At 46.4% G+C, this 12,465-nt stretch carries 13 protein-coding genes and 3 pseudogenes; 10 read left to right on the top strand and 6 right to left on the bottom strand.

From position 1 onward, the window contains the following. The first annotated feature begins 2 nt into the window (after positions 1 to 2). The 3 genes from N7386_RS22800 to N7386_RS22810 are packed head-to-tail and all read left to right on the top strand — an operon-like array spanning position 3 to position 1,360. A complete protein-coding gene (locus tag N7386_RS22800) occupies positions 3 to 725 on the top strand; it encodes a DUF4400 domain-containing protein (RefSeq protein ID WP_014611618.1) in 723 nt (240 codons plus the stop codon). A 20-nt stretch (positions 726 to 745) separates the two neighbouring features. After that, positions 746 to 916: a hypothetical protein gene (locus N7386_RS22805; protein ID WP_259476999.1), complete on the top strand. Its 171-nt coding sequence runs from the start codon at positions 746 to 748 to the stop codon at positions 914 to 916. Positions 917 to 925: 9 nt separating this feature from the next. After that, entirely contained in the window at positions 926 to 1,360 is a 435-nt protein-coding gene (locus N7386_RS22810) for a hypothetical protein (protein ID WP_014611620.1), read from the top strand. Positions 1,361 to 1,412: 52 nt separating this feature from the next. On the opposite strand, the gene N7386_RS22815 is transcribed toward N7386_RS22810, so the two are convergent. After that, entirely contained in the window at positions 1,413 to 2,744 is a 1,332-nt protein-coding gene (locus N7386_RS22815; RefSeq protein WP_043015601.1) for an IS4 family transposase, read from the bottom strand. 404 nt (positions 2,745 to 3,148) lie between these two features. Between N7386_RS22815 and nhaA the strand changes: the two genes are divergently transcribed. After that, entirely contained in the window at positions 3,149 to 4,300 is a 1,152-nt protein-coding gene (nhaA, locus tag N7386_RS22820; RefSeq protein WP_001000601.1) for a Na+/H+ antiporter NhaA, read from the top strand. A 130-nt stretch (positions 4,301 to 4,430) separates the two neighbouring features. Beyond that, a pseudogene (locus N7386_RS22825) lies at positions 4,431 to 5,450 on the top strand (IS4 family transposase); the annotation flags it as partial. A 49-nt stretch (positions 5,451 to 5,499) separates the two neighbouring features. Here N7386_RS22825 and N7386_RS22830 read toward each other — a convergent pair. Continuing rightward, on the bottom strand, positions 5,500 to 5,763 hold the full coding sequence (locus tag N7386_RS22830) for a transposase (protein ID WP_014610306.1): 264 nt from the start codon (positions 5,761 to 5,763) through the stop codon (positions 5,500 to 5,502). 18 nt (positions 5,764 to 5,781) lie between these two features. Further along, positions 5,782 to 6,558, bottom strand: a pseudogene (locus N7386_RS22835) (IS66-like element ISSpu21 family transposase); the annotation flags it as partial. A gap of 81 nt (positions 6,559 to 6,639) precedes the next feature. Between N7386_RS22835 and N7386_RS22840 the strand changes: the two are divergent. The 3 genes from N7386_RS22840 (at position 6,640) to N7386_RS22850 (ending at position 8,968) form a co-directional block, all read left to right on the top strand. Next, positions 6,640 to 6,996 (top strand): hypothetical protein, encoded by a 357-nt coding sequence (locus N7386_RS22840; RefSeq protein WP_140374535.1) that lies wholly within the window; start codon positions 6,640 to 6,642, stop codon positions 6,994 to 6,996. Further along, complete coding sequence (gene tnpB / locus N7386_RS22845) at positions 6,993 to 7,310, top strand: IS66 family insertion sequence element accessory protein TnpB (RefSeq protein WP_086904928.1); 318 nt, start codon at positions 6,993 to 6,995, stop codon at positions 7,308 to 7,310. Before N7386_RS22840 ends, tnpB (N7386_RS22845) begins: the two co-directional genes overlap by 4 nt. 131 nt (positions 7,311 to 7,441) lie before the next feature. After that, a complete protein-coding gene (locus N7386_RS22850; RefSeq protein WP_279768420.1) occupies positions 7,442 to 8,968 on the top strand; it encodes an IS66 family transposase in 1,527 nt (508 codons plus the stop codon). A 115-nt stretch (positions 8,969 to 9,083) separates the two neighbouring features. Here N7386_RS22850 and N7386_RS22855 read toward each other — a convergent pair. The 3 genes and pseudogenes from N7386_RS22855 to N7386_RS22865 all read right to left on the bottom strand — a co-directional run. After that, positions 9,084 to 9,986 (bottom strand): annotated as a pseudogene (locus N7386_RS22855) (IS66-like element ISSpu21 family transposase); the annotation flags it as partial. 21 nt (positions 9,987 to 10,007) lie between these two features. Then, entirely contained in the window at positions 10,008 to 10,358 is a 351-nt protein-coding gene (tnpB, locus tag N7386_RS22860; protein WP_014610304.1) for an IS66 family insertion sequence element accessory protein TnpB, read from the bottom strand. Next, entirely contained in the window at positions 10,358 to 10,639 is a 282-nt protein-coding gene (locus N7386_RS22865; RefSeq protein ID WP_086904956.1) for a hypothetical protein, read from the bottom strand. The genes tnpB (N7386_RS22860) and N7386_RS22865 overlap by 1 nt, the downstream gene beginning before the upstream one ends. A gap of 231 nt (positions 10,640 to 10,870) precedes the next feature. Between N7386_RS22865 and N7386_RS22870 the strand changes: the two genes are divergently transcribed. Both N7386_RS22870 and N7386_RS22875 read left to right on the top strand, forming a co-directional pair. Then, positions 10,871 to 11,413 (top strand): TetR/AcrR family transcriptional regulator, encoded by a 543-nt coding sequence (locus N7386_RS22870; RefSeq protein WP_279768411.1) that lies wholly within the window; start codon positions 10,871 to 10,873, stop codon positions 11,411 to 11,413. A 2-nt stretch (positions 11,414 to 11,415) separates the two neighbouring features. Next, the gene (locus N7386_RS22875; protein WP_279768409.1) at positions 11,416 to 12,462 is read left to right on the top strand and encodes an efflux RND transporter periplasmic adaptor subunit; all 1,047 of its coding nucleotides are present in this window, start codon (positions 11,416 to 11,418) and stop codon (positions 12,460 to 12,462) included. Positions 12,463 to 12,465 lie beyond the last annotated feature (3 nt).

A 12,465-nucleotide genomic window follows, 5' to 3' on the forward strand; every position in this document is an offset into this window, starting at 1 on the left:
GCATGGCTGTAAATCAAAAAACCACTAACCAACAAAGCACACCGCCAGCTAAAAAGGTTGGATATAAGTGGGTCATTCACACGGTTTTAGTGTGCCTACTGTTATCTATCCTCATTGAGTTCGGGGGAGTCCTAACCGGAACCTGGGGCAGTGATCACTCCAAAAACACTACAGACGAATATTTACAGCAGCTGAAAATGGATACTCATGGGGAAAAGTTTTTAATCTCCCCTGCCAGCGCGTTAAATGGGTTCATTGGCGGGTTAGGGAAAATCGGACTAACAATGGACGATTTTTTGTTTGAGCAAACCGCCCTACCCGCAGCTAGTGATGAAGATAACTTTACAGATAGAGGCAAGCGCCGAATTAAAGAACTGCAAAATCACTTATCTACGGGCATAAATATAGTCACCCTTTCGACAATTTGCGTTCTGATTAAATTGGGGTACTTCCTAAGCATGTTACCGCTGCTCCTGATCACCATTAGCCCGATTTTTCACTGTGGCTGGATTGAGCGATTAGACCGGAAATATCGTGGAGTTAGAGACTCAGATTTCAAACTCGATATGGCCGTTAACGGCACCAAGCTATTTTTCGCTGGCTCGGTTTCGCTGTACCTTTTTTTACCGATTTTCGTTAATCCAGTATTCGTTTTAATACCTCTGTTTACTTGCGTTGCAGTTGGCTCTTACTTCGTTGCAGCGCACTTCGTTAAGTACGTTTAACTATCAAAAGGAACTAAACCATGAACTTCAATGCTCATAACCACTTGAGAACCGAAAGTAGTGCCAAATCACCTAAAGAAGCAATCAGAAAAGCCAAACTGCTTAGCCAAATAGAGCTTTACAGAGAGTTAATGGCAGAAGGCTTTAAAAAGGCCGAAATTGAATTAATGCTTCAAGAGCGTCAAATTTAGGGGGTTATAATGCTGCAAAAACTGTTAACCACCCTGCTCTTGATTCTCGGACTTACCGTAGTGTCTGGCTGCATTGATGAACAACCAAAAGAGGCAGAACTCGAATCAATTATTAAATCTACACTATTGAGCAACGGCGGCGACCAACTCTTTGCGATTGAAAACTTCAAGATAATAAAATCTTATGAACGAGGGGTAGCTCATGTCATCGACGCTGAATACGACCTGGTATTCAATCGGAGCCTTAGAGAAATCACCGCAGACCTAAAACGTGCGTCACCTTTAGCTGCTTACGAGCCCTTTGGCGGCACAAGCCTTTCCCTTCTCACTCTACAGAACAAGGGCGTTAAAGCATTCAAAGCAGGGGATATTATTAGAATGAATGGTAGCTATTCATTCGTTCAAGAAAATTCAGACTGGATTTTAAAACATTCCGCACACTAACAGTCGATACTTTTATCCATCACACATAAAGCCTGCTTTTACATAACACCTATCACTTAAGGTGTTTAGAGCGAACAGGGTAGCGAGTTTTATTGATACGAACGGTCCTTGCTTTGGGCCGTTTTCTTTTTTGGGGCAGTATGTAGCGTTTAACTCTCTCCCGCATGGCCCTTAGCTTTCTCGGGATGGAGCCGGGGGAGGCTATCGCACACCACATCAGCTCATCCTGAATATCTCTCAATGCCATCATAAAACTTATACGCAATGGCGATACCTGCGCCTCTCTCGCAATACGACTGATTTCCAGGCGAACCAAATTGTAAGCTATCAATATTCCCCAGATTTCTTGTATTACCCCCTCCACAGACTGACTTCGTAGCAGCACTTCATCTTCGAGCATATTGTGCTTTATCTCTCCGTAGCTGTTCTCTATTTCCCATCGTTCAAAATACACATCCAGTAATGACTGCGTACCATATTCCAGACTCGTTAAGGAGGTGAGAACACCTATGACGTGATTAGGTTGTTCTGGCTTAGGGTACAGGACAAGGCGGGCTTGCCATTTCTCCGGCAAGCTTGGGTCTTGTTTCCGAGCATGGGCTGACACTTTCATTTCCACTAAAAGGTCTCGCCCTTCCTTATCCAGTTGCTCAACCACTTCATATTGCGTGTTGGATTTTATCGGCGTCATCCAGTGACTCGTCGTATGTTGCCGTTGCCAATTAATCATCAACTCGGCACTGAGGTAACAGCGGTCAAAAATCGTCAGGGAGTGAGCGGGGGCTGAAGCGGCCAGCTGTTTGGCATAAGAGACCTCTCCTGTCGAGCTGGGCCCAAAGACAACATCATGTAATAAACGACTTCGCAGCGATGTGAGGGCACATAATCGAACAATCGGGTATTCAGTATGGTGGTTTTCATTGTACTTGATGTATTGGAAGTGCTCTGCAAGACAGGCGGTATCATGGGTGCGGAACTGAGTGCCGTCGACAGAAAGTAAACTCAGTCCAAACCATTTGTCATCGCTATCTTCCTGCTGGGTCCAATGGGCTGCTGTCAGTTTAAAAAGCGCTTCCAAAGGTTGGGCGGTGAGGCGCTTTCTCGCTTGAGGAATAGCACTTGGTGCAACAGAATCCCCTAAGTGGTTGGAAAGCTTGAGGTCTAGTTTATCTAAAACTTCCGTGATGGGTTTATCCCGATACAAGCCAATACCGACAATTAGCCAAACGACAAGTTCGGCGGGTAACTTACGCCGTCTCATGCTGGCTTTATTGGTAGAATCAAGGGCTTGCTCTATCCATTCGAGCGGGAGTTCTTTTTGGAAGAGAGCCAGTGATTCTGGTGCAGCAAACGTATCGACATCAATCAGCCAGTGAGCCAACATAAAAAATACCCTCAGCAATTAGTGTACTGAGGGTATTGTTAACCATCCGTAGGATCGTTCAACTGATCAATGCCTTAACTGATCGGTGTTACCCCAATGGGTGGTTTTTTAGTGGATGAAACTTCCTGAATTTTTCTCAAAAGTATGGGGTTATCATGACAGTACATGCCATGTTATGCTGATTTTCTCATAATCTTGATAAACATTTGGCGCGATAACAACAAGTACGCGCTGTGATCAAAATTGAGTGTTATGTTGGAAAATACGATGTATAGTAAACTTCATATAGGAAAAATCGAAGTTTATACTCTGAAGAAGCGATTATTCTAAAGTTTTCGACCGCTATACACTCTTATCATTCTTTGTTAATCGTTTATTAAGATAATAAATATAAGGACGAAACCATGAACGATGTCATTCGTGACTTTTTCAAAATGGAATCAGCTGGTGGTATTCTTCTCGTGATTGCCGCGGCAATTGCGATGACCATTGCTAACTCACCGCTGGGCGAAACTTATCAATCTGTACTGCATACTTATGTATTTGGTATGTCAGTTTCTCACTGGATTAATGACGGCCTAATGGCTGTTTTCTTCTTACTCATTGGCCTTGAAGTTAAGCGAGAGCTGCTTGAAGGTGCGTTAAAATCAAAAGAAACCGCAATTTTCCCTGCGATTGCAGCGGTTGGCGGTATATTAGCTCCTGCTCTTATTTACGTAGCCTTTAATGCCAACGATCCTGAGGCGATTTCTGGTTGGGCAATTCCAGCGGCGACAGATATCGCTTTTGCTTTAGGTATCATGGCGTTATTAGGTAAGCGTGTACCAGTAAGCCTAAAAGTGTTCTTGCTGGCGGTTGCTATCATCGATGATTTAGGTGTAGTTGTTATTATCGCGCTATTTTACACCGGTGACCTGTCGACCATGGCGTTGCTTGTTGGCTTCATCATGACTGGTGTCCTATTCATGTTGAATGCGAAGGAAGTAACAAAACTTACGCCATACATGATCGTCGGTGCGATCTTATGGTTCGCGGTGCTTAAATCTGGTGTTCACGCAACATTGGCAGGTGTAGTGATTGGTTTTGCTATCCCACTAAAGGGAAAGCAGGGCGAACATTCTCCACTTAAACATATGGAGCACGCGCTTCACCCATACGTGGCATTTGGTATTCTGCCTCTATTCGCATTTGCCAATGCGGGGATTTCGTTAGAAGGCGTATCGATGTCAGGTCTAACTTCAATGCTGCCACTCGGTATTGCTTTGGGTCTACTGGTTGGTAAGCCTCTAGGTATCTTTACCTTTAGCTGGGCAGCGGTAAAAATGGGCGTTGCTAAGTTACCTGAAGGCGTTAACTTCAAGCATATCTTTGCGGTATCTGTGTTGTGTGGTATTGGCTTTACAATGTCTATCTTCATTTCCTCTTTAGCGTTCGGAAATGTAAGTCCTGAATTTGATACCTATGCTCGACTCGGTATCTTAATGGGTTCTACGACAGCAGCATTACTTGGCTATGCCTTACTGCACTTTTCTTTGCCTAAGAAAGCGCAAGCGTAAGATAAAAATGAGCTATTTTGTAAAGCCTCCCAATCGGGATAACACCGATCAGTTAAGGCATTGATCAGTTGAACGATCCTACGGATGGTTAACAATACCCTCAGTACACTAATTGCTGAGGGTATTTTTTATGTTGGCTCACTGGCTGATTGATGTCGATACGTTTGCTGCACCAGAATCACTGGCTCTCTTCCAAAAAGAACTCCCGCTCGAATGGATAGAGCAAGCCCTTGATTCTACCAATAAAGCCAGCATGAGACGGCGTAAGTTACCCGCCGAACTTGTCGTTTGGCTAATTGTCGGTATTGGCTTGTATCGGGATAAACCCATCACGGAAGTTTTAGATAAACTAGACCTCAAGCTTTCCAACCACTTAGGGGATTCTGTTGCACCAAGTGCTATTCCTCAAGCGAGAAAGCGCCTCACCGCCCAACCTTTGGAAGCGCTTTTTAAACTGACAGCAGCCCATTGGACCCAGCAGGAAGATAGCGATGACAAATGGTTTGGACTGAGTTTACTTTCTGTCGACGGCACTCAGTTCCGCACCCATGATACCGCCTGTCTTGCAGAGCACTTCCAATACATCAAGTACAATGAAAACCACCATACTGAATACCCGATTGTTCGATTATGTGCCCTCACATCGCTGCGAAGTCGTTTATTACATGATGTTGTCTTTGGGCCCAGCTCGACAGGAGAGGTCTCTTATGCCAAACAGCTGGCCGCTTCAGCCCCCGCTCACTCCCTGACGATTTTTGACCGCTGTTACCTCAGTGCCGAGTTGATGATTAATTGGCAACGGCAACATACGACGAGTCACTGGATGACGCCGATAAAATCCAACACGCAATATGAAGTGGTTGAGCAACTGGATAAGGAAGGGCGAGACCTTTTAGTGGAAATGAAAGTGTCAGCCCATGCTCGGAAACAAGACCCAAGCTTGCCGGAGAAATGGCAAGCCCGCCTTGTCCTGTACCCTAAGCCAGAACAACCTAATCACGTCATAGGTGTTCTCACCTCCTTAACGAGTCTGGAATATGGTACGCAGTCATTACTGGATGTGTATTTTGAACGATGGGAAATAGAGAACAGCTACGGAGAGATAAAGCACAATATGCTCGAAGATGAAGTGCTGCTACGAAGTAAGCGTCCATTTTAGGACGTATTGACGCCTTATAGATTTCGGCCAAGCATCCTGGCTAGATGTCTTTCATGATCTGCACCAGTCCTGGTGGGATTTTCCACTGGCGGTTATCATCGCTGACCACCATCACTGATTTCTTGTTGATTTTGATAACCACGCCGAACACTTGGCCTTCTTTGGCCTTGAAGTGGACTTTTTGGCCTAAACGTAGCTGGCTTAGAACATTGATGTCGTTTTGCAAACGTAAGTAGTCTATCCGCTTGCAGATTAGCTCGTTCAGGTCATGTAATTCGTCTAAGGTTAGGTCTTCTATGCGCATATCGCCTCCGTCTGGAGGCTATTCTACCGAAGTGGCGGGTAAAGCAAAGAGGTCTGAACGCAGTGGATTATCGGCGAACTGGGTTTTCCAATACCGTGGCGTCAGTTCATGTACCAGGCTGGCAGGGTGTTGGCTGATACGTAGCAGTACATCGGTCAGATAATCGTTTACATTGATATCATGCAATCGACAAGTGACTATCAGGCTTTGGATAACGCCAACATGCTCAGCACCGATTTCTGTCCAACAGAACAACCAATTTTTTCTCCCCATGGGTATGGGCCTGAGCGCCCGCTCCAGATGGTTTGTATCCAGCGGCACATCGGGGTCTTCTAAGAAGACACGCAGTGCCATTTCTTTGCTTTGTACATAGCCAATCGCTTTGTAGAGGGGGTCTTTTGGCAGCAGCGTCAGGTTATGCAGGGTGTCATCACACCACGTAAAGAAGCGGTCAACCACCGGTTTACTGTGCGCAAGCCGGTATTGGCGTTTTTTGTCATCCGTGAGCTTTTGGTTTCGGATAGTCTCTTCTATCTCATACAGCTTGGCGATTAGGCTTATCGCTTCTTTGGCCGGTTGTGGCCAGCTGTTTTCGGCTGCAATAAATTGCCGGCGACTGTGCACCCAGCACTGGGCATGGGTTAAGCCCTCATTCGCTTTTATATAACTGGCATAGGCGCTGTAGCCATCGCTTAATAAAGTCCCTTTAAAGCGATGTTTTAATATCTCTTCTATATGTTGCCGCCCGCGGCTGGTGGAGAAGGTAAAAACAATTTCATCCTTATCACCATACACCGTGAGCTTACGGCAGCGTAGCTCAACTTATTTCAATTAACCTGATTTAATCATTGTAACTAAATCAACCCGGTCACAATGATGCCAGATAAACTCCTTAACACCCTCGCTAACTTTGAACAGTGGCGAAGCAATAAACCTTCTCGAGGTAGTGCAATCCCTGAAAATTTGCGCCAGCAAGCGATCGCCCTTTTACCGCATTATTCAAAAACAACCATTGTTAAAAAGTTGCGTATTAGTCATGAGCAATTCAATACTTGGCTTACCGCCAACTCATCAAGTGATGTATCCAATCACTTTATTTCACTACCCAATGCAACGCCGATAACCGAGTCGCTTTCTATCTCCCTGAAGTTCAACAATGGCAATTCTTTAGCCGTATCTGGCGAAGTCAGCGAAACACGGTTTGCTCAGTTAATTGAGGCCATAAAATCATGATCCATTTAACCCGTCATAGCGACATTTTGATTGCTACCCAGCCCGCTGATTTTCGTCAAGGCATTGATGGGTTAGCTACGCTGTGTAAACAACGCCTTCATTGTGAGCCTCGCTCTGGTACCTTGTTTGTTTTTATTAATCGTAACAAAACCATGGTGCGCGCACTCGCTTATGAAAATAACGGTTTTTGGTTGATGACAAAGCGTTTATCTAAGGGCAAGTTCTCTGGCTGGCCAACCATTAATAGTGCCATGACGTCCGTGGACGCCAAACATTTACGGCAATTGCTCAGCGGGAATTACCACCCATTATAAATAACCGCTTGATTTCATTTTAAATGGGATCATACTCCATCCTCTTTTTTATTCCCGCAGGCAAAAGGCTTATTGTGGCAAAACCTTTTAACGATATCGATGCACAATCTCTCGATGATTTAATCAAGCGAGTGATTGAAGCCAAAGAAAATAATCTTGCGCTTAGCGCTGATGATTATCAGTTATTGCTTGATGCGTTACTGACATTAACAACAACACAAAACAAGCTAGCTGACCACGGTATCACCGTGCATAAATTACGTAAGTTACTTGGGATTGAAAAATCATCAGAAAAACAAAGCGACCTGTGTAAAGCACAGAAAAAAACCAGCAAGAAAAGTAAAAAACCAAAAACACAGGATGAAGACTTTACACAGGTCAAACCGGTTATCATCAAACATGCGTTAAACGAAGTAAATAAAGGGGATAGCTGCCCAGAATGTTTGAAAGGTAAGGCCTATAAAGTCGAGCCTGGCAGTTTGTTGCGCATTACAGGGCAAACGCCTTTTACCCCAGAGCAACATATTATGGAGCGCTTGCGTTGCAATGCGTGTGGTGCCTATTTCACGGCAAACCTGCCCGATGAAGTATTACATGACGGTAATAGTCATCAAAAATATGGTTACTCTGCGCGTGCGTTAATGGCGATTTATAAATACTTTGCAGGGCTACCTTTTTATCGTCAAGGCAACATCCAAAAGCTATTGGGCGTCAACATCACTGCGTCGACGGTGTTTGACCAAGTAGAGCTTGTCTGTGATGCGATTTATCCTGTTTACCAGCACTTGTTTGAGTTGGCTGGCGATGCTAAGCACTATTACTTAGATGACACCACCCACCGTATTCTTGACGCCAAGCCAGTTGAAAAGAAAGTACGTAATAGCGAGAAAACACGCTTGCGCTCAGGTGTTTATACATCAGGAGTGATTGCCAGCTTAAAAACGGGCCATGATATTGTGTTATTTGAAACCAATATTGGGCACGCAGGTGAGTTTATCGACCGCATACTCTACAAACGACAAGTCACTGTCGCACCGATATTAATGAGTGATGCGCTCGCCAGTAATCAGCCAAGTACTTGCGAGGTTGAAACATCACTTTGTAATAGCCATGCAAGGCGCCAGTTTGTCGATGTCATTAATCATTTCCCCGAAGAGGTTGAAAATATACTCACACTCTATGGTGAAGTTTGGCGCAATGAACAGACAACCATTGAACGTGAACTCACCGCACGCGAGCGACTTGAGTACCATCAGCAACATTCATTACCCATACTTGAAGCGATTAAAAGTTGGGGTGAAAAGCACTTTACTAATGAAAGCATTGAAGAAAATAGCGGTCTAGGCAAAGCTATCCGTTATTTTTTAAAACACTATGACGGGCTGAGTTTATTTTGCCATCACGAAGGGGTAAAAATAGATAATAACCGCATAGAATCGATGTTAAAAATAGTGGTGCGAGATAGAAAAAATGCGATGTTTCGTAAAAGCTTACTCGGTGCGAACATTGGCGATGTTATCACGTCGATGATAGCAACAGGCAATGAAGCAGGCATCAATGTATTTGATTACTTTACGCGACTGCAACGAGATGCGGATGATGCAAAAAAGCATCCTGAAAAATACCTACCTTGGAATTATCTCGACCAATACCAATAATAAACCGCTCATAATCAAGCAATGCTTGGGCCAGTGGCCTAAGTATTGCCGTGCCTGAAATTTAAGAAACCAGATTTTTTGCTTTATTACTTATGTCACGCCATGCTGCCGTAAGCTCACCATACACCGGCCAGAAGTAACTTTGCTTCATTTTGCCCGGGCCCGCTTTGCCTGCTTTAATCGGCGTCTCGTCCATTGCCAGCACCTGGCTTTGTAAGATGCTGGTCAGCATCGCATCCACAATCGGATAGAGTAAATCAATACCGCGTGCCACGATGGTGCCCAGTGTGCTGCGGCTTAAAGTAATGCCCGCTGCGGCTAAGCGCTGGTGTTGGCGATACAGCGGCAAGTGGTATTGGAATTTATCCACCAACATGCCGACGATAAAACTCACATCCGCCACGCTTTTATCCAGCACATTAAACGGCGCTGCGCTTGGCAGGATAGTGTCGCTGCCTTTGTGTTTAACGATTTGCCGGTCATAACGCAGCACGTCGAAGCTCTCTGGGCGCTGTGCTAAGCGGAAGGTGCTTTTTACGCCAATCACTTCATACTGGTCGGCATCTTCCCCTTTTAACTCGTCTGGTATCAGCGTAATCACTTTCACCGGTACGTTATCGTTAAATCGCAAACCACTGTCATTAACGCAATCATCCGGGCGCTGTTTGCCTTTTCTGCGGGTGTAGGTGGTATATTCGGTTTCACCTTCGGGTTGGGTCAGCGGTGGCACCATATCGCCCAGTAAGCTTAACTGCATACCCAATTCCAAGGCGCGCTTTTCTGACTTCTGACCAAACAGCTGCTTCTCAAACCAGGCTAAGCGTTGCTGAATGCCTGCGAAGGTTTCGCGCAATGACGCATGCTCAGTTTCCAGCTTGCCGTACTTTTCTGACCAGGCCTGATTCTCTGCAGAAGCCTGTTGCAACAAACTCTGCAGGCGCGCGATTTCACTGGTCAAATTAACCCGTGTCTCGGCGTCCGTTGCCACGTTGGATGAGGATGAAGGCTTGATTTTCATAGCGTCAATTATACAGACTTATCAAGCGATTGACTGCCCATAGCGCTTCGCTTGTTTCTGGCGAAGTACGGTAATTCCGTCAACGATCATTTGCAGGGTGCAACCGGTGAGTGATTGGATCCCACTCGGATGCGGTTTCACCGGAAACTGGCCTTGCTCGAGGCGCTTAGCCCAGACACAATAGCCTGAGCTTTCGAAGTACAACACCTTCATCTGGGTTTTGCGGGCATTGATAAACACAAAGTACTGGCCGCTTTGTGGATTATGGCAAAGTTTATTGCGCACCAGGGCACTTAAACCGTTAAAGGATTTACGCATATCCACGGGTGTGGTGCACAGCCAGATTTTTTGGTTGGCAGCAGGGATAAACATTATTGCTGGTTAAGCGTGAGTTCAACGCCATTACCCAGTGACAAGACGATATGCCAGCGAGCGTTACCGTGATGTGCAAGCGCGGATAAATCGATAAACTGTGTATCCTGGCGAACAGGCGCTTGTTCAGTTTGCTCAGCCAAGCGTTGCCGCCATTTATAAAATGACATGGTGCTCAGTTGATGGGTTTGGCAAAACTCAGTGATGCTCAGCTCTGATGTGTGCCATAAGTCGATTAATTGCTGCCATTGTGCCGCGTTGCGGTAAGCTCGCTTTGCCATATCACTCTCCTGTTATGATGAGTGCACAGCTTATCGCGCGATCTTAAGTGGGAATAGGACGTCCTAAAATGGACGCTTACGGGTGTTAGTCAAGTTCACCATAATATAGTCATTTTTTAATGCTTCAGTTGCGGTTTACCTGGATTCGCCTATAATAATTTACTGCACCAACCGGTCGGTATTTTTGTGGCTACGGCGGCTTCGATCCGGCCTCGGCACGGGAGCTTATCCTTGAATAAAAAATCTCAACTGACTAACAGTCAAATCATTCAGGCCGCGCTTAGTGTTGCTGCTGAAAATGGCGCCGGTAAAGTGACGCTGGATGCGGTTGCCAAAGTCGCTGGTGTCAGTAAAGGTGGTTTGATTTACCATTTTCCCAGTAAAGAAGCGTTAATCAGCGCCATGGTGCAGCATTTGTTAGATGAGACAGAGTGCCAGCGGACGCAACAAGAGCGCACGGAAAGTTCGACCTTGGCAGCGGTATTGCAAACCCGCGCCCACTTTACCCGGCAGATTGCCGGTAATACCGCGATGGCGATTCTGGCCGCGGCCGCAGAGCAGCCAGCTTTGTTACAGCCGGTGCAGCAACACAATAAGGATGTAATGCAGCAAATTCAGGCTGAACATGGTAATTCACTGCAGGCAACCTTGCTGTTACTGGCCAGTGAAGCCCTGATTTATCACGATTTATTGAATTTATCCCCTTTTACCGCAGCAGAGCGCAGCGCGCTGGAACAACAATTAGTGCAACAGGCACGGGAGCTACAAGTATGAAGATGGCATTTAAATCACCCTGCTGGGTTTTGAGTTTCGTGATTGGTTTAAGCGCCTGCTCAGAAGCACCGCCACCGGCCGCAGTGGCGGTACCGACAGTGAAGCTCTATACCGTGAATGGCGAAGAGCAGGCCAATAGCCGGCATTTTGTCGGCCGTATAGATGCGGTGAGTACTGTTGATTTAGCCTTTCAGGTTGGCGGCCGGGTCACTGAATTACCGGTGCAGCAGGGGCAGGTCGTGCCTGCCGGAGAACTGCTGGCCGCTTTAGATCCCGCAGACTACCAATTAGCCGTGGACCAGGCGGAAGTGCAGCTGGCGCAGGCCAGTCGAGATCTGGAACGTGGCAAGCCGTTGCGTGAACAGGGAGTTTTAACCCCGTCTGCCTTTGATCAGCTGCAAACCAATTTTGAAATTGCCCGGGTTGCGTTGGAAAATGCCCGCCGTAATCTGGACTACACCCAACTTAAAGCGCCCTTTGATGCGCTGGTTACCCGCCGGCTGGTAGAACGTTTTGCCACTGTTGCTGCCGGTACGCCATTGTTACGAGTGCAAAATATTTCCGAATTGCGTGTACATATTAACGTGCCGGAACAGATTATGCGCCAGGTCAGGGATACCAGTGACTATCTGGTTTCAGTGCGGTTATCCGAGGCGGCAACCGAGCGTTATCCGCTGGCATACCGGGAACATGCTACCGAAGTCGACCCGTTAACCCAAACCTATCAGGTGTCTTTTGCGATGCCGCGTTTACCGGAAGTTAATTTATTACCAGGTATGACGGTTAATGTGGTGACTGAGCGGGTAGCAACCGACAGCGCCGTGTTGATTCCGGTATCCGCGCTGGATACCACCACACCGGAACAATTTTATGTCTGGCGCTATCAGCCCGAAACCCAAACTGTGCAGCGCATTGCCGTACAGGTTGGCACGGTGCGTGAGCAACAGATTGAAGTGCTCAGTGGCCTGAACCGGGGCGAGCAGGTGGTTTCTGCCGGGATTTATCAGTTACAGCCCGGGCAGCAGGTGCAGCCCTTTGTGGCCTACTAAGGA

Origin of the sequence: Shewanella sp. GD04112 (assembly GCF_029835735.1) — a bacterium.
Lineage (GTDB): Bacteria > Pseudomonadota > Gammaproteobacteria > Enterobacterales > Shewanellaceae > Shewanella.